General features: G+C 67.9%; 16 protein-coding genes. 5 read left to right on the top strand and 11 right to left on the bottom strand.

What is annotated here, in order from left to right; all coding sequences use genetic code 11:
• Positions 1–16: 16 nt before the first annotated feature.
• The gene (locus tag AC1DMS_RS17395) at positions 17–940 is read left to right on the top strand and encodes a fatty acid desaturase family protein (protein WP_062363947.1); all 924 of its coding nucleotides are present in this window, start codon (positions 17–19) and stop codon (positions 938–940) included.
• Positions 941–961: 21 nt separating this feature from the next.
• Here AC1DMS_RS17395 and AC1DMS_RS17400 read toward each other — a convergent pair whose 3' ends face one another.
• The 6 genes from AC1DMS_RS17400 to AC1DMS_RS17425 all read right to left on the bottom strand — a co-directional run bounded on the left by AC1DMS_RS17400 (position 962) and on the right by AC1DMS_RS17425 (position 5,190).
• A complete protein-coding gene (locus tag AC1DMS_RS17400) occupies positions 962–1,276 on the bottom strand; it encodes a hypothetical protein (RefSeq protein ID WP_015867953.1) in 315 nt (104 codons plus the stop codon).
• Between the two features lie 86 nt (positions 1,277–1,362).
• Positions 1,363–1,533 carry a hypothetical protein gene (locus tag AC1DMS_RS17405; RefSeq protein WP_015867952.1) on the bottom strand — a complete coding sequence of 57 codons (171 nt, stop codon included), beginning with the start codon at positions 1,531–1,533 and terminating at the stop codon, positions 1,363–1,365.
• 99 nt (positions 1,534–1,632) lie between these two features.
• On the bottom strand, positions 1,633–3,063 hold the full coding sequence (gene dbpA, locus AC1DMS_RS17410; protein ID WP_478181511.1) for an ATP-dependent RNA helicase DbpA: 1,431 nt from the start codon (positions 3,061–3,063) through the stop codon (positions 1,633–1,635).
• 88 nt (positions 3,064–3,151) lie between these two features.
• On the bottom strand, positions 3,152–3,424 hold the full coding sequence (gene infA / locus AC1DMS_RS17415; protein ID WP_015867950.1) for a translation initiation factor IF-1: 273 nt from the start codon (positions 3,422–3,424) through the stop codon (positions 3,152–3,154).
• A gap of 61 nt (positions 3,425–3,485) precedes the next feature.
• A complete protein-coding gene (locus AC1DMS_RS17420; RefSeq protein WP_015867949.1) occupies positions 3,486–3,746 on the bottom strand; it encodes a hypothetical protein in 261 nt (86 codons plus the stop codon).
• A gap of 388 nt (positions 3,747–4,134) precedes the next feature.
• Positions 4,135–5,190 (bottom strand): sugar phosphate isomerase/epimerase family protein, encoded by a 1,056-nt coding sequence (locus AC1DMS_RS17425; RefSeq protein WP_478181512.1) that lies wholly within the window; start codon positions 5,188–5,190, stop codon positions 4,135–4,137.
• 128 nt (positions 5,191–5,318) lie between these two features.
• Between AC1DMS_RS17425 and AC1DMS_RS17430 the strand changes: the two genes are divergently transcribed.
• Positions 5,319–6,206 carry a gamma-glutamyl-gamma-aminobutyrate hydrolase family protein gene (locus AC1DMS_RS17430; protein WP_062363953.1) on the top strand — a complete coding sequence of 296 codons (888 nt, stop codon included), beginning with the start codon at positions 5,319–5,321 and terminating at the stop codon, positions 6,204–6,206.
• A 13-nt stretch (positions 6,207–6,219) separates the two neighbouring features.
• Here AC1DMS_RS17430 and AC1DMS_RS17435 read toward each other — a convergent pair whose 3' ends face one another.
• From AC1DMS_RS17435 to AC1DMS_RS17445, 3 genes are all read right to left on the bottom strand, one after another.
• Positions 6,220–6,402 carry a hypothetical protein gene (locus AC1DMS_RS17435; RefSeq protein ID WP_438999169.1) on the bottom strand — a complete coding sequence of 61 codons (183 nt, stop codon included), beginning with the start codon at positions 6,400–6,402 and terminating at the stop codon, positions 6,220–6,222.
• Between the two features lie 105 nt (positions 6,403–6,507).
• Complete coding sequence (locus AC1DMS_RS17440) at positions 6,508–7,380, bottom strand: N-formylglutamate amidohydrolase (RefSeq protein ID WP_478181513.1); 873 nt, start codon at positions 7,378–7,380, stop codon at positions 6,508–6,510.
• Positions 7,381–7,392: 12 nt separating this feature from the next.
• Complete coding sequence (locus AC1DMS_RS17445) at positions 7,393–8,358, bottom strand: tripartite tricarboxylate transporter substrate binding protein BugE (RefSeq protein ID WP_436298671.1); 966 nt, start codon at positions 8,356–8,358, stop codon at positions 7,393–7,395.
• Between the two features lie 112 nt (positions 8,359–8,470).
• Between AC1DMS_RS17445 and AC1DMS_RS17450 the strand changes: the two genes are divergently transcribed.
• Complete coding sequence (locus AC1DMS_RS17450; protein WP_369663830.1) at positions 8,471–9,400, top strand: LysR substrate-binding domain-containing protein; 930 nt, start codon at positions 8,471–8,473, stop codon at positions 9,398–9,400.
• Between the two features lie 19 nt (positions 9,401–9,419).
• On the opposite strand, the gene AC1DMS_RS17455 is transcribed toward AC1DMS_RS17450, so the two are convergent.
• Both AC1DMS_RS17455 and AC1DMS_RS17460 read right to left on the bottom strand, forming a co-directional pair.
• A complete protein-coding gene (locus AC1DMS_RS17455; protein ID WP_278876383.1) occupies positions 9,420–10,397 on the bottom strand; it encodes a Bug family tripartite tricarboxylate transporter substrate binding protein in 978 nt (325 codons plus the stop codon).
• 8 nt (positions 10,398–10,405) lie between these two features.
• On the bottom strand, positions 10,406–13,348 hold the full coding sequence (locus AC1DMS_RS17460; protein ID WP_478181514.1) for a DNA topoisomerase III: 2,943 nt from the start codon (positions 13,346–13,348) through the stop codon (positions 10,406–10,408).
• A gap of 184 nt (positions 13,349–13,532) precedes the next feature.
• Between AC1DMS_RS17460 and AC1DMS_RS17465 the strand changes: the two genes are divergently transcribed.
• Positions 13,533–14,165 carry an SET domain-containing protein gene (locus AC1DMS_RS17465; RefSeq protein WP_478181515.1) on the top strand — a complete coding sequence of 211 codons (633 nt, stop codon included), beginning with the start codon at positions 13,533–13,535 and terminating at the stop codon, positions 14,163–14,165.
• Between the two features lie 2 nt (positions 14,166–14,167).
• Complete coding sequence (locus AC1DMS_RS17470) at positions 14,168–14,995, top strand: biotin--[acetyl-CoA-carboxylase] ligase (protein ID WP_018903492.1); 828 nt, start codon at positions 14,168–14,170, stop codon at positions 14,993–14,995.
• Positions 14,996–14,997: the final 2 nt, after the last annotated feature.

Here is a 14,997-nt window from a genome sequence, read left to right on the forward strand (position 1 = left end):
GGCGCATACTGGCCCGATGGCCGTCGCCCCCCGCGCGCAACCCGAGGACTTCTTCTCCAACGAAGAGTGGCAGTCGCTTACCACCCGCTCTTCATGGAAGGGCCTGTGGCTGGTGGCGCACTGCTGGGGCGTCATCGGCGCCGCGATGCTCGCGGGCATCCTGTGGCCGTGGACCATGCCGCTCATGGTGCCGATCGTCGGCGCGCGGCAGCTCGGGCTCTTCATCCTCATGCACGATGCCGCGCATGCGGGCCTGCACCGCAATCGCCGGATCAACGACTGGGTGGGCTACTGGCTGTGCTCCTCCACGCTGCGCGACTACCGGCCCTACCACCTGCAGCACCACCGCTTCGTGCAGCAGACCGAAGACCCGGACCTCGTGCTGTCCGCGCCCTTCCCCATCTCGCGCGATTCGATGTGGCGCAAGGTCGTGCGCGATTTGAGCGGCCAGACCTTCTACAAGCAGCGCTTCGGCCACATTGCCGAGGGCATCCGGCATCGTGCCCCGGGCGAATCGGCGCTGAAGGCATTCGGGCGCGAGCTGGCGAAGGACCGGCGCTTCCTGGCCGGCAACGGCCTCGGCTTCCTGGCCTTCGCGCTGGCCGGGTATGGGTGGGCCTGGCTTTTGATGTGGCTGCTGCCGATGGCCACCTGGCTGCCGCTCGTGAGCCGCGTGCGCAACATCGCCGAGCATGCGCTGGTGGCGCAGAACGAGGCCGATCCGCTGCGCCAGGCGCGCACCACGCAGGCCGGCTGGCTCGAACGCGCGCTGGTGGCGCCCTACTGGGTCAACTACCACTGCGAGCACCACATGTTCACCGGCCTGCCCTGCTGGAGCCTGCCAAAGGCGCACCGGCTGCTCCAGCGGCGTGGCGCCATCGCGCGCATGGAAGTGCAGCCTGGCTACCTGAGCCTGCTCAGGCGCGCCGCGCCGGCCTGACGGGTGCCCGGCCGCTCTGCGTCAGTCCGCAGCCAGCTCGGGTCCGGGCCAGCCCAGCAATTCAGCCAGCCGCTGCACGATCCAGCCGGCCTCGGCGGCCGACACGCCGGCTTCGGGCGCCCTGAGCCCGGCGTGGATGCGCCGAAGGATCTCGCTCTCGACCGGCACCTCGGTGTGGTGCTGGATCTGCGCGTGGCCCACCAGGTGGCTGGCCAGGTCCTCGCAGATCTCGTAGCGCTCGCGCACCACGCCGATCGGCTCTGAGAGGCGCTGGCGCGCATCGCTGTAGACCGCGAAGAACGAGGGCGGAATGAAGATCTGGTTGTCGTCGGACATCGCGGATTGGCTTTATGGCGGTCCCAATGACAAAACGCGCCCGGGGGCGCGTTCGTCGCGGCTCTTGCGAGCCTCCGGGGGCCGGATCAGCCGCCCTTCTTGGCGCGCTTGCCGGGGTTCTTCTTGCTGCGCGTGGCGGTGCCGCGTTCCAGGCTGACCTTCTGGCCGCCACCGGACTTGGGCAGGGCGTAGCCGGGCATGGGCGTCGGCTTCGGGGTGGCAACGCGGTCGGCTTCGGTACGAATTTTCTTGGGCATGAAAAGCTCGGGTAAAAAAGTGATGTTCGAGGCTCAATTAGGCCACAGCGGGGATTTTGCCTGCCGGAAGCCGAAGCAACCGGCACGGCGGGGTGACTTTCAGAGCTCCAGCAGGCGCACCTTCACGCTCTTGCCCTTCACGCGGCCGCTCGAGAGCTTGCGCGCCGCTTCGGCCGCAATGCCGCGCTCCACGGCCACGTAGGTCGAGAACTCGTTGACGTTGATCTTGCCGACCTGGTCCTTGGCGTAGCCGCAGTCGCCGGTGAGCGCGCCCAGCACGTCGCCGGCGCGGATCTTCTCCTTGCGCCCGCCCACGATCTGCAAGGTGGCCATGGGCGGCGCGAGCGGCGCGCCCTGGGCCGGCGTGAGCTCGGCCAGCGGGTGCCATTCGGATTCGCGGCCCTGCAGCTGCTCGATCTTGCCGACGCTGCCCATCTCGTCCATGCTCGCCAGGTTCAGCGCGAGGCCCTCGGCGCTGCCCTGCTGGCCGACGCGGCCGGTGCGGCCGATGCGGTGGATGTGGATTTCGGCGTCGGGCGTCACGTCGACGTTGATCACGGCTTCAAGCTGCGCAATGTCGAGCCCGCGCGCCGCCACGTCGGTGGCCACCAGCACCGAGCAGCTGCGGTTGGCAAACTGCACCAGCACCTGGTCGCGCTCGCGCTGCTCCAGCTCGCCGAACAGCGCCAGCGCGCTGAAGCCCTGGCCCTGCAGCACCTCGACGAGGTCGCGGCACTGCTGCTTGGTGTTGCAGAAGGCCAGCGTGCTCACGGGGCGGAAATGGTCGAGCAAAAGGCTCACGGCATGCAGCCGTTCGCTTTCCTTCACCTGGTACCAGCGCTGGCGGATCTTGCTGCCTTCATGCTGCGCCTGCACCGTGATCTGCTCGGGGTTCTTCATGAACTGCTGCGCGAGCTTGGCGATGCCTTCGGGGTAGGTGGCCGAGAACAGCAGCGTCTGGCGCTCCTTGGGGCACTGGCGCGCCACCTTGACGATGTCGTCGAAGAAGCCCATGTCCAGCATGCGGTCGGCTTCGTCGAGCACCAGCGTGTTGAGCGCCTCGAGATTCAGGTTCTCGCGCTCCAGGTGGTCCATGATGCGGCCCGGCGTGCCCACCACGATGTGCGCGCCGTGCTCCAGGCTGGCGATCTGCCCGCGCAGCGCAACGCCGCCGCAGAGCGTGACCACCTTGATGTTCTCTTCCGCGCGCGCCAGGCGGCGGATTTCGGTCGTGACCTGGTCGGCCAGTTCGCGCGTGGGGCACAGCACCATCGCCTGGATGGCGAAGCGGCGCGGGTTCAGGTTGGAGAGCAGCGCGAGCGCAAAGGCGGCGGTCTTGCCGCTGCCGGTCTTGGCCTGCGCGATCAGGTCCTTGCCGAGCAGCGCCGGCGGCAGCGCGGCCGCCTGGATCGCCGTCATCTGCGTGTAGCCCAGCTGCGTGAGGTTGGCCAGCATCTGGGGCGAGAGCGCCAGCGTGGCAAAACCGTTGCCGGCTGGCGGGCCGCCGGCGGTGGAAGGGGATGTGGTCATCGATTTGCAGCCGGGCGGCCGCAACAAAAACAAAGGCCTTGCCAAGCGCCCGCGCGGGGCGCTTGCAAGGCCCTTCGTCCGTCGCGGATCAGCGGCGAGGTGCGTTGTTGTTGCCGGAGTTGGTCGGCGGCGGGCCGCGGCGCTCCAGGTGGCGGAAGGTGATACGGCCCTTGGTCAGGTCGTAGGGCGAGAGTTCGAGCGACACCTTGTCACCCGCCAGGATGCGGATGTGGTGCTTGCGCATCTTGCCGCCGCTGTAGGCGATCAGCTGATGGCCGTTGTCGAGCGTCACGCGGTAGCGCGAGTCGGGCAGGACTTCGGTCACTGCGCCGTTCATTTCGATCAGTTCTTCCTTGGGCATGTGTGATTACCTCTGAATTCTCGTTCGATGTGTGTTGGAGATGAAGATGGGCGTAATTGTTTCAGCCCGCGCACGGCAAAGCGAGCGGCGCGCTGCGGGGGTGGCGTTCGCGCACCCAGCCGAGCCCCTGGGCGACGGCATAGCGTGCCGCGGCGGCGTGGCTGGCAAAGCGCGGCGTGAAACGCATCACGCGGTCGTGCATGCCGCTGCCCCGGCCGGAGCGGATCGAGACGGATGCGGCGAAATTGCCGTCGTCCTGGTGGCGGATGAGCGGAGAAACAAGGTACTTGCCCACCGCGATACTGTGTTGAATGATGTCCATGAAGCCTTGGCACCCTGCGCGGAAAGTGTGCGCAAGATGCCGGAAAAATAATTGAAAACGGGCGTGGGCCGGCCGGAATGGCGCGGCGGACGCGCTATTCGCTTCAACAAGAACGAAGGCAGTGGTGGCAATCATGGGCGCCCGGTCTGGCGCTCCAACACACTGTGAAGCCGGCTTGGGGGAAAGAGGCCTGAAAAATCCAAGGGACAGTGCAGGTCAGCCGGCGGAGTGACGAAAAGTGCTTCGTCGTGGTATCGAAACGAACCCGGCATTATAGCCCGCGGGGCATGACAGTTGCTTGTCTTAAAAACAACGCCGTGGCGAATTCGGCATCAAACACCCGCCGGCCAAGTGTTTGATGCTATCAAAAATATAGCTCAAAAGCGCTTCAGCCGATCCCCAGCATCCGCTTGTTGGCGGCCACGTCCACGCCGCCCGCCGCAAAATCGTCAAAAGCCCGCTCCGCCACCCGGATGATGTGGTCGGCAATGAAGGCCGCGCCCTCGCGCGCGCCGTCCTCGGGGTGCTTGATGCAGCACTCCCATTCGAGCACCGCCCAGCCCGGGAAGTCGTACTGCGCCATCTTCGAGAAGATGGCGCTGAAATCGACCTGCCCGTCGCCCAGCGAGCGGAAGCGCCCCGCGCGGTTGATCCAGCTCTGGAAGCCGCCGTAGACGCCCTGCTTGCCGGTCGGGTTGAACTCGGCATCCTTCACGTGGAAGATCTTGATGCGCTCGTGGTAGTGGTCGATGTACGCCAGGTAATCGAGCTGCTGCAGCATGAAGTGGCTCGGGTCGTACAGGAGGCAGGCGCGCGGGTGGTTGTCCACGCGCTCCAGGAACATCTCGTAGCTCACGCCGTCGTGCAGGTCTTCGCCCGGGTGGATCTCGTAGCCCACGTCCACGCCCGCCGCGTCGAAGGCATCGAGGATCGGGCGCCAGCGGCGCGCGAGCTCGTCGAAGGCCTCCTCGATGAGTCCCGGCGGGCGCGGCGGCCACGAATAGAGGTACGGCCAGGCCAGCGCGCCCGAGAAGGTGGCATGCGCCGTGAGCCCCAGGTTGGCCGAGGCCTTCGCGGCGAAGTGCAGCTGCTCCACCGCCCACTGCTGGCGCCGCACCGGATCGCCGCGCACCTCAGGCGCCGCGAAGCCGTCGAAGCCCGCGTCGTAGGCCGGATGCACCGCGACCAGCTGGCCCTGCAGATGGGTCGACAGCTCGGTGATCTCCAGGCCGTGCGCGGCCAACGTGCCCTTGACCTCGTCGCAGTAGGTCCTGCTCTCGGCGGCCTTCTTCAGGTCGAACAGGCGCGCGTCCCAGCTCGGGATCTGCACGCCCTTGTAGCCCAGCCCGGCGGCCCAGCCGGCAATGGCGTCGAGCGAGTTGAACGGGGCTTCGTCCCCGGCGAACTGGGCCAGGAATATGGCCGGGCCCTGGATCGTTTTCATGGCTTGTCTTCCTTCTTGGTCGTGGCGGCGTTGAAAGCATACTTTGGCGTGTCGTCCGACCCCGTGCGAGAGGCCAAAGCGCCACAATGGACTTTCCTTTTCGCACAGCACGCCCTGCTCGTCCCGCGATGCCGCAACCCGTTTCCGCCCGGCTGAAGATCGGCTTGTCCGCCTGCTTTTCCCACGCCGATCCGGCGCGTTCGCTCTTCACCAACAAGACGCTGCAGTACGTCGAGCAGTCCATTGCGCACTGGCTCATGTCGGCCGGTGCCATGGTGGTGATGGTGCCCTGCCCCACGGGCGAAACCGCGCGCGGCGACACCAAGCTCTCGCACTATGCCGAATGGCTCGACGGCGTGGTGATGCACGGCGGCGCCGACGTCTGGCCCGGCAGCTACGGCGAGGTGCCGCTCAAGGACGCCTGGGTGGGCGACCGCATCCGCGACCTGTACGACCTGGCGCTGGTCGAGGCCTTCGAGCAGGCCGGCAAGCCCATCTTCGGCGTCTGCCGCGGGCTGCAGCTGATCAATGTGGCCTTCGGCGGCACGCTCTACCAGGACATCGAGGCGCAGCACGAGCACCCCGAAACCGTGCGGCACCGCGACCCGGTGACCTACGACCAGAACTTCCACCAGATCGAGATCGTCGAGGGCACGCGCCTGGCCAAGCTCTACCCCGAGGTCAAGACCGCCAAGGTCAACAGCATCCACCACCAGGGCGTGAAAGACCTCGCGCCGGGTTTCGAGATCGAGGCCTGGAGCCTGCCCGACCGCGTGCCCGAGGCCATCCGCCGCCGCGCCGACAGGGGCCGCAGCTACATCGCCGCCACGCAGTGGCACCCCGAATTCCACAAGTACGGCAGCACTGAGACGGTGGACGACACGCCGATCCTGCACGACTTTCTCTGGGCCTGCGCCACCGCGAAGGTGGCGCCGCGCACCCTGCCGGATGCCGGGCACGGCCGCATCCGCGATCGCGCGGCGCGGGTGCTGCGCCAGGCACTGCTGCGGCGCTGACGCCCCGGCCGGCTTAGCGCCGCTCGGAACGGTTCGTGCTGCCGCTCACGCCCGCATCGATGGTGCCGAACACGGTCACGCCGCTGCCGGACGACGAGGCGGCGCGGTCGCCGCTGCCGGCCGACCCCGTGCCGGCGCAGCCCGCCGCCAGGGCGCCCATCGCGATGGCAAGAACAGCTGCAATGAATGGCTTCACGTAAAACTCCAGGCAAGGGTGGGAAGACTCGCGGCCACTATAGGCCGGTGCCTTCCGGCCCTGCCGCAACACACGCGCCGGCGGCAGGGTTGTTGTTGTTGCCGGTCAGCGCGGATCGGTGGCCAGCAGCATCGCCACCATCGACTGCAGATCCTGCCGCAGCCGCGCCGCGCCGGCCTCGTCGAGCGCCAGCGTGGCCTCGTCCATGTAGAGCTTGCGGTTGACCTCGACCTGGATGCTGTGCCGGTGCTCGGCCGGCCGGCCATGCCGGCGCACCAGTTCCACGCCCTTGTAGGGATGGTTGTAGTCCACGTTGTAGCCGCGCGCGCGCAGGTGCGCGCAGATCCTTTGCGACAGCGCCGGGTCGGCGGTGCTGCCGTCGCGGTCGCCGATCACGAAGTCCGCATGCACGAGGCCCGGAAAATCGGTGGCATGGCTGCCCGCCACCGCCGGCATCGAGTGGCAGTTGATGTGGATGCTGTAGCCGTGCCGCGCATGCGCCGAGTCGATGGCCTCGGCCACCGCCGCATGGTAGGGCCGCCAGCAGTTGTCGATGCGCGCGCGCACCTCGTCCACAGTGAGCAGCCGGTCGTAGATCGGCAGGCCCTCGTCGGTGAGCTTCCAGACTAGGCCCTTGCCGAGCCGCACCTTGGCAAGCACGCGCGGGTCGGTCGACAGGGGCTCGGTCCACGGGCCGTCGAGCAGCGCGGTGTCCAGCTCGGTGGTGTCGCGGTTGGCGTCCAGGTAGCTGCGCGGAAAGTGCGCTTCGATCCACGCCGCGCCCATTTCGGGCGCAAAGGCGTAGAGCTTCTCGACGTGCGTGTCCTCGGCCCGGCGCAGCGTGGCCAGGTCGCACACGGGCCGGAAGTCCTCGGGGTAGACGGTGCCGCTGTGCGGCGAATCGAGCACCAGCGGCGTGTGCCCGGCGATGCTGGTCACCTGGGCGCGGGTTTGAATGATCTTCAGAACAGGATGCATAGGCAGACGAGATCAGTCCAATCGGATGCGGGCGAAGGCGGCGACTTTTTTCATCTTCTCGATCTCGCTGTCGATCTGCTTCGCGAACTCGGCCGGCGTGGTGCCCGACGCATAGAGTCCCTGCAGGGCGAGGCGTTCGCGCACCGAGCTGTCCTTCAGCGCGGTGGCCACCGCCTGCTGCATGCGCAGCGCGATGTCGGCCGGCGTGCCGGCGGGCGCCACCAGCCCGAACCACGACGGATCGTTGTTGGCCGGGTAGCCGAGCTCGCGGTAGGTCGGCACTTCGGGCAGCACGTCGAGCCGGCTGCTCCAGGACACGGCCAGCGCCTTCAGCTTGCCCGCCTTCACGTGCGGCAGCGACGAGGCCACCTGGTCGAAGTACACCGGCACCTCGCCCGCGAGCACGTCGTTGATGGCCGGGCCCGCACCGCGATAGGGGATGTGCACCATCGAGGTTCCGGTGCTGCTCTTGAAGAGCTCGCCCCACATGTGGCCGATGGTGCCGTTGCCCGGCGAGGCGTACGACACTTTGCCCGGATTGGCCTTCAGGTACTTCACGAGCTCCGCGAAGCTCTGCACCGGCAGCACCCGCGGGTTGATGACGACCACGCCCGGCGCCTTCACCAGCTCGGTCACGGCGACGAAGCCCTTGAGCGGGTCATAAGGCAGCTTCTGGTAGACGGCCGGGTTCACGCCGTGCGTGGAGAGCGTGGCCACGCCAAAGGCGAGGCCGTCCGGTGCGGAGCGGGCCACCTCGGCCATGCCGATGGAGCCGCCGGCGCCGGCGCGGTTGTCGATGACCACGGGCTGCTGGAGGATCTTGGCCAGCGGCTCCGACAGCACGCGCGCCGTGATGTCGGTGGCGCCGCCGGGCGGGAAGGGCACGATCATGCGGATCGGCTTGCCTTGCTGGGCAAAGGATATTCCAGGCGCGACAGAAACAGCGGCCAGGGCAGAAAGAAGATGACGACGTTGCATGGGGGTTTCTCCAATGAGACGGAAGCAATGAAGCAAAAGTTGCTGCGCTACTTGAAGCAAAGGATAGACCAGCTAACATTCTGATCTGGAATGTTTTAATGGGCATCCAGCCATGTCGCTCCGCCGCCTCAACCCGCCGCTGAACCTGCTGCGCGCCTTTTCCACCGTGGTGCGCTTCGGCGGCGTCTCGCGCGCCGCCGAGGCGCTGCACCTCACGCAGGGGGCGGTCAGCAAGCAGGTGCAGGAGCTGGAGCGCTGGATCGGCGTGCCGCTGTTCGAGCGCAGCCGCAAGCGCCTGGCGCTCACGCCCGCGGGCGAGCGCTACGAAAAAGCCGTGCGCGCCCTGCTCGCGCAGCTGGAGGCGGCCACGCTGGAATTCATCACCAGCGGCGACGGCGGCGGCGCGCTGCACCTGTCCACCCTGCCCACCTTCGGCGCCAAGTGGCTGATTCCGCGCCTGCCCGACTTCCAGCGCCTGCATCCGCAGATCACGCTGCATTTCGTGCCCTTCGTGCATGGCTACGACTTCGAGCGCCCCGAGCTCGACTGCGCCATCCTCTTCGGCGACGGCCATTGGCCCGGCGCGCGCTCGCACTACCTGGCCGGGCGCGACGTGGCGCTGATCGCGCCGCGCGCGGGCCTGGCCGAAGCCGCCATCCGTACGCCGCAGGACGTGGCGCGCTGCACCCTGCTGCGCCATGTCACGGTGCCGCAATCGTGGCTGCAATGGAGCGAGGCGCACGGCGTGCGCGGGCTCGATCCGCTCGCGGGCCCGCAGTTCGACCAGTTCCAGACCATGATCCGCGCGGTGATGGTGGGCATGGGCGTGGCGCTGGTGCCGCGCTGCCTGGTGCAGGACGAGATCGCCTCGGGGCTGGTGGACGAGCCGCTGCCGGGCGGCGGCTACCGCGGCGACCAGGGCTACTGGTTCTGCTACCCCGAGGGCCGCGGCCAGCTGGCCACGCTCGACCACTTCCGCCGCTGGCTGCTGGCGGATGCCGACCGCAGCGCGGAGGAGCAAGCGCCGCCGGCCGTCGCCTGAGCGGCGCGCGGCAAAAGGGCTACTCGGGCTTGGCGCCCGATGCCTTCACCGCGCCGCCCCAGCGCTGGATCTCGTTCGCCACGAAGCGGTCGAACTCGGCGCCCGTGGTGGGCGCGGGCTCGGAGCCGCGGTCGCGGATGAAGCGCGCCATCTGCTCGCTCTTGAGGATATCGGTCACTTCCTGGTTCAGCCGCGCCGTGATCTCGGGCGGCGTGCCGCGCGGCGCCATCAGGCCGAGCCAGCCCACGGCCTCGAAGTCCCTGGTGCCGGCCACGCCGCTTTCGCGCACGGTGGGCACGTCGGGCAGCTGCGAGGAGCGCTTGGCCGAGGTCACCGCCAGCGCCACCGCCCTGCCCGACTTGATGTGCGGCAGCGCGGCCGTCACCGAGTCGACCATCAGCGGAATCTGGTTGCCCAGGAAGTCCGACTGCGCCGGCCCGCTGCCGCGGTATGGAATGTGGGTGATGAAGACGCGCGCGGCCGACTTGAACATCTCGCCCGACAGGTGCTGCGTGCCGCCGATGCCGGCGCTCGCATAGCTCAGCCGGCCCGGTTCGGCCTTGGCGCGCGCGGCCAGGTCGGCCATGCTGCGGATGCCGCTTTCGGGCGTGGCCAGGAACACCAGCGGCACCGTGGCAATCAGCGAGATGCCCACCAGGTCCTTGCGCGGGTCGAAGCCCGGCTTGGCGTAGAGCGTCTGGTTCACCGCCATCGCGCTGCCGGCCACCACCAGCGTGTAGCCGTCGGCCGGCGCGCGCACCACGAACTCGGTGCCGATGTTGCTGCCGGCACCGGCCTTGTTGTCGACGATCACCGGCTGGCCCAGCCGCTTGCCGAGCTGCTCGGCGAGTGCGCGCGCGAAGATGTCGGTGGCCTGCCCGGGCGGGAACGGCACCACGAGCTTCACGGGCTTGTCGGGCCAGGCGGCCGCCTGCGCCGCGCCGACGGCCAACGTGCAGGCCGCGGCGAGCGCGACGGCGAAGTGTCTGCGCTGCATGGTGGTCTTCATGGCGCCGACAGGTGCTTGCCCACGATGCCCGCGAGCTCGAACATCGTCACCTGGTCCTTGCCGAACACCGGCTTGAGCTTGGCATCGGCATTGATCGCGCGCTTGTTGGCCGCGTCCTGCAGGCCGTTGGCCTTGATGTAGTCCCAGAGCTTCTTGATGACCTCGGTGCGCGCCACCGGCTCGGCGCCGATCACCGCGGCCAGCGAGTCGCTGGGCTTGAGGCCCGCGCCCGGCTTGCGTGGCGCCGCGGCCTTCTTCGCGGCCGGTGCCTTCTTGGCGGCGGGCGTCTTCTTGGCCGCCACCTTCTTGGCCGCCGCGGTCTTGCCCGCCGGCGCGGCCTTGCCGAAGGTCTTGCGCGGCGGGAACTTGCTGCCGCCTTCGCGCGGCGCGAATTCGAAGGTCACCTTGCCCTCCTCGGCGTTCCAGGTCAGGAAGGCCTTGAAGGCGCGGCGCGTACGCATGCTCACGAACTTGTCGAGCAGGTCGGTCTTGCCGGTGGCCAGCAGCTTTTCCATCTGCGCGCGCTCCACCGGCTGCTGCAGGATGATCTTGCCGGTCTTGAAGGTGCAGCTGGGCGTCGGCTGCGCAGTGGTGGGCACCGACTTCTCGCAGACGTAGTTGCTGCCGTGCTCGAACACCGGCGCGCCGCAGATCGGGCACGGGCCCACCGTGTCCTGCTCGCTGAAATCGACGATCTCGCCGGTGTCGGCGTTCTTGTCGTCGCCGAAGTCGAACTCCAGCTTCCAGTTCTTCGCCTCTTCGTCGTACTTGAGGACGATCTCGGACGTGAAGGGCCAGCCGGCCTTGGAGCGGAAGCCTTCCAGCGGGCCGATGTGCTTGTCGCGCAGCAGCACTTCCGCCTCGGCCACCTCGAAGGTGCGCCCCGCCGGCGACTTGCCGAACGAGAAGCCGCAGGGCTCCTGCCCGGCCTTGCCGGTGCAGCTGTAGCGGCGGTAGTTTTCCTTCACCACGCCGCCGCAGTTGGGGCATGGCGTCGACAGCGTGGCGTAGTCGCCCGGCACGGTGTCGCGGTCGTATTCCTTGGCCTTCTTGACGATGTGCTGCGTCATCTCGGCGATCTCGCGCATGAAGGCGTCGCGGCTCAGCGCGCCCTTCTCCATCTGCGCGAGCTTGTATTCCCACTCGCCCGTGAGCTCGGCCTTGGAGAGTTCTTCCACGCCCAGGCCGCGCAGCAGCGTCATGAGCTGGAAGGCCTTGGCCGTGGGGATCAGCTCGCGGCCTTCGCGCAGCATGTATTTCTCGGTGATCAGGCCTTCGATGGTGGCCGCGCGCGTGGCTGGCGTGCCCAGGCCCTTCTCCTGCATGGCCTCGCGCAGTTCGTCGTCGTCGATGGTCTTGCCGGCGCCTTCCATCGCGCCCAGCAGCGTGGCTTCCGAATAGCGCGCGGGCGGCCGGGTCTTCAGCGCCTTCAGGTCGGCCGATTCGGTCTTCACCGTTTCGCCCGGCTTCACCACCACCAGGTTCTTGCCGTCCTTCTCGTCGTCGTCGCTGATGGCTTCCTTGCCCCAGATCGCGAGCCAGCCCGGCTTGACCAGCACCTTGCCGTCGCTGCGGAACGGGTATTTTTTGCCATTGGTCTCGACCGTGCTGATGCGCGTGGTCACCTGGAACTCGGCGCTCGGGAAGAACACCGACATGAAGCGGCGCACCACGAAGTCGTAGAGCTTCTGCTCGGCGTCCGAAAGGCCGCTCGGCGCCTGCAGCGTGGGAATGATCGCGAAGTGATCCGACACCTTGGCGTTGTCGAAGATGCGCTTGTTCGGCTTCACGTAGCTGCCGTCGACCGCCTGCTGCGCGAAGGGCGCCAGGTGCTTCATGCCGCTCTCGGCGAGCATCTTCATGGTGTCCTTGACCACCGGCAGGTAGTCCTCGGGCAGCGCGCGCGAGTCGGTCCGCGGATAGGTCAGCGCCTTGTGGCGCTCGTACAGGCTCTGCGCCAGCGCCAGCGTGGTCTTGGCCGAGAAGCCGAAGCGGCCGTTGGCCTCGCGCTGCAGCGAGGTCAGGTCGAACAGCATCGGCGAGGCCTGGGTGGTGGGCTTGCTTTCCTCGGTGACGCTGGCGGGCTTGCCGCGCGCCGCATCGGCGATCTCGCGCGCCTCGCGCTCGCTCCACACGCGGTCGGCACGGATCTCGGCGTCGGCCGTGCCGTCGGGGCCCGGCGGCGGCTTCTTGAAGTTGGCGTCGAACCACTTGCCCGGGTACTGGCCGGCCTCGGCCTGGAACACGCCGTGGATTTCCCAGTAGTCGCGGCTCACGAACTTGCGGATCTTCTCCTCCCGCTCGACCACCACCGACAGCGTGGGCGTCTGCACGCGGCCCACGGTCGTCAAAAAGAATCCGCCGTCGCGCGAATTGAAGGCCGTCATGGCGCGCGTGCCGTTGATGCCCACCAGCCAGTCGGCCTCGGAGCGCGAGCGCGCGGCATCGGCCAGACCCTGCATCTGCTTTTCGGTGCGCAGCGCGTCGAAGCCGTCGCGGATGGCCTGCGGCGTCATCGACTGCAGCCACAGGCGCTTCACGGGCTTGTTCAGGCCGGTCTTGCCGCCCGCGTACTGCTCGATCAGGCGGAAGATCAGCTCGCCCTCGCGGCCCGCGTCGCAGGCGTTGATGAGCTGCGTCACGTCCTTGCGCTTGGCCTGCTTGACCACGGCGTTCAGGCGCGTCTTGGTCTTGTCGACCGGCTTCAGGTCGAAATGCGGCGGAATCACCGGCAGGTTCGCGAAGCTCCACTTGCCCCGCTTGACGTCGAACTCCTCGGGCGCCTGGATTTCGACCAGGTGGCCGACAGCGCTGGTCACGACATAGCTGTCGTTCTCGAAATGCTCGTCATGCTTGTCGAACTTGCCGGCCACCGGCGTGAGTGCACGGACGATGTCCTGTGCCACCGACGGCTTTTCTGCGATTACCAAGGTCTTCATCAACAAATTCCTAAAAGAGTTCTCAGGCCGCCGCCGAGCCGCCTCAAGGCGGCCTGCGGCCCCCTCGGGGGGCAGCGACGACACGCAGTGCGGGAGCGTGGGGGCCACATACAATCTGCGGCTTCCCGCGTGTGCGCACGCGCACACGCGCATGTGTGCATATTCAACCTAACAGACTTCGGCGATGCCTTCCAAATCCCCACAATTCGCCGGCCGCCGCATCCAGATGCGGCGCTCGGATGTCCACGGCAACGGCGTGTTCGCCGTGGACGACCTGGCCGAGGGCGAGACGCTGATCGAATACAAGGGCGAAGTCATCAGCTGGAAAGAGGCGCTGCGCCGCCACCCGCACGACCCGGCCCAGCCGAACCACACCTTCTACTTCCACATCGACGACGGGCGCGTGATCGACGGCAACGTCAAGGGCAACGACGCGCGCTGGATCAACCATTCGTGCGAGCCGAACTGCGAGGCCGACGAGATCGATGGGCGCGTTTATATCAAGGCGCTGCGCAACATCGCTGCAGGAGAAGAGCTCAACTACGACTACGGCCTGATCATCGACGAACCCTACACGCCGAAGCTGCTGTCCGAGTTTCCCTGCTGGTGCGGCTCCGAGAATTGCCGCGGCACGCTGCTGACGCCCAAGGACGAAGACGAAGAAAAGAAAAAGAAGAAAAAGGCCAGGAAGAAGGCCGAAAAGAAAAAGGCCGAGAAAAAGGAAGCCAGGAAGGCGGACAAGAAAGCCGAAAAAAAGGCTGAAAAGAAGCCGGAAAAAAAGAAGTCCAAGAAGGCCGACGGAGCCGGCAAGGGCTGAGCATGATGGGTACCCAGGCCGCCTGGCTCGAAGACCGGATCGCTGCGGCGGTGGCGCCGCTCTTGCCCGGCTTCGCGGTCGAGGCGGTGGCCGAGATCGACTCCACCAATACCGAACTGATGCGCCGCGCGCGCGCCGGACGTGTCGAACCGGTGCTGCTGGTGGCCGAGCGCCAGACGGCCGGGCGCGGCCGCCTCGGCCGGCCCTGGCAGAGCGCGCAGCAGGGCGAAGAACAAGGCGCCGCCTCCCTCACCTTCTCGCTGGGCCTGCCGCTCGCGCCGCGCGACTGGGCCGGCCTCTCGCTGGCCGTGGGTGTGAGCGTGGCGGAAAGCCTCGATCCCACGGGCGCGGCCAAGGTCGCGCTCAAGTGGCCCAACGACCTGTGGGTGGAGGACCGCAAGCTGGCCGGCATCCTGATCGAAACCGCCATGCCGCATGCGGGCCGCGCCGATGCGCCGGCCCCGCCGCGCTACCTGGTGATCGGCATCGGCATCAACATCGGCCCGCGCGAGGGCGATGGCATGCGCACCCCGCCGGCCTGGCTGCGCCAGTGGCGCCCCGATGCCACCGCGCCCCAGGTGCTGGCCGAGCTGGCCGCGCCGCTGGTGCGCAGCGTGCAGGCCTTCGAGGCCGAGGGCTTTGGGCCGTTTGCCGAGCGCTTTGCCGCGCGCGACGCCTTGCGCGGGCGGCAAGTCCAGCTCAGCGACGGCAGCTTCGGCCTGTGCGAGGGCGTGGCCTGGGGCGGCGAGCTCCAGGTGCGCACCGCCGGCGGGCTGCAGCTGGTCTCGAGCGACGAAGTCAGCGTGCGCCCGAGCGGCATGGCGTTCTGAGG

The sequence above is a fragment of the Variovorax sp. 05T418 genome (assembly GCF_056396385.1).

Excerpts from the sequence above, each read along its gene's own strand:
- AC1DMS_RS17395 (WP_062363947.1), top strand. The coding sequence starts at position 17 with ATGGCCGTCGCCCCCCGCGCGCAACCCGAGGACTTCTTCTCCAACGAA.
- AC1DMS_RS17400 (WP_015867953.1), bottom strand. The coding sequence starts at position 1,276 with ATGTCCGACGACAACCAGATCTTCATTCCGCCCTCGTTCTTCGCGGTC.
- AC1DMS_RS17405 (WP_015867952.1), bottom strand. The coding sequence starts at position 1,533 with ATGCCCAAGAAAATTCGTACCGAAGCCGACCGCGTTGCCACCCCGAAG.
- dbpA (WP_478181511.1), bottom strand. The coding sequence starts at position 3,063 with ATGACCACATCCCCTTCCACCGCCGGCGGCCCGCCAGCCGGCAACGGT.
- infA (WP_015867950.1), bottom strand. The coding sequence starts at position 3,424 with ATGCCCAAGGAAGAACTGATCGAAATGAACGGCGCAGTGACCGAAGTC.
- AC1DMS_RS17420 (WP_015867949.1), bottom strand. The coding sequence starts at position 3,746 with ATGGACATCATTCAACACAGTATCGCGGTGGGCAAGTACCTTGTTTCT.
- AC1DMS_RS17425 (WP_478181512.1), bottom strand. The coding sequence starts at position 5,190 with ATGAAAACGATCCAGGGCCCGGCCATATTCCTGGCCCAGTTCGCCGGG.
- AC1DMS_RS17430 (WP_062363953.1), top strand. The coding sequence starts at position 5,319 with ATGCCGCAACCCGTTTCCGCCCGGCTGAAGATCGGCTTGTCCGCCTGC.
- AC1DMS_RS17440 (WP_478181513.1), bottom strand. The coding sequence starts at position 7,380 with ATGCATCCTGTTCTGAAGATCATTCAAACCCGCGCCCAGGTGACCAGC.
- AC1DMS_RS17445 (WP_436298671.1), bottom strand. The coding sequence starts at position 8,358 with ATGCAACGTCGTCATCTTCTTTCTGCCCTGGCCGCTGTTTCTGTCGCG.
- AC1DMS_RS17450 (WP_369663830.1), top strand. The coding sequence starts at position 8,471 with ATGTCGCTCCGCCGCCTCAACCCGCCGCTGAACCTGCTGCGCGCCTTT.
- AC1DMS_RS17455 (WP_278876383.1), bottom strand. The coding sequence starts at position 10,397 with ATGCAGCGCAGACACTTCGCCGTCGCGCTCGCCGCGGCCTGCACGTTG.
- AC1DMS_RS17460 (WP_478181514.1), bottom strand. The coding sequence starts at position 13,348 with ATGAAGACCTTGGTAATCGCAGAAAAGCCGTCGGTGGCACAGGACATC.
- AC1DMS_RS17465 (WP_478181515.1), top strand. The coding sequence starts at position 13,533 with ATGCCTTCCAAATCCCCACAATTCGCCGGCCGCCGCATCCAGATGCGG.
- AC1DMS_RS17470 (WP_018903492.1), top strand. The coding sequence starts at position 14,168 with ATGATGGGTACCCAGGCCGCCTGGCTCGAAGACCGGATCGCTGCGGCG.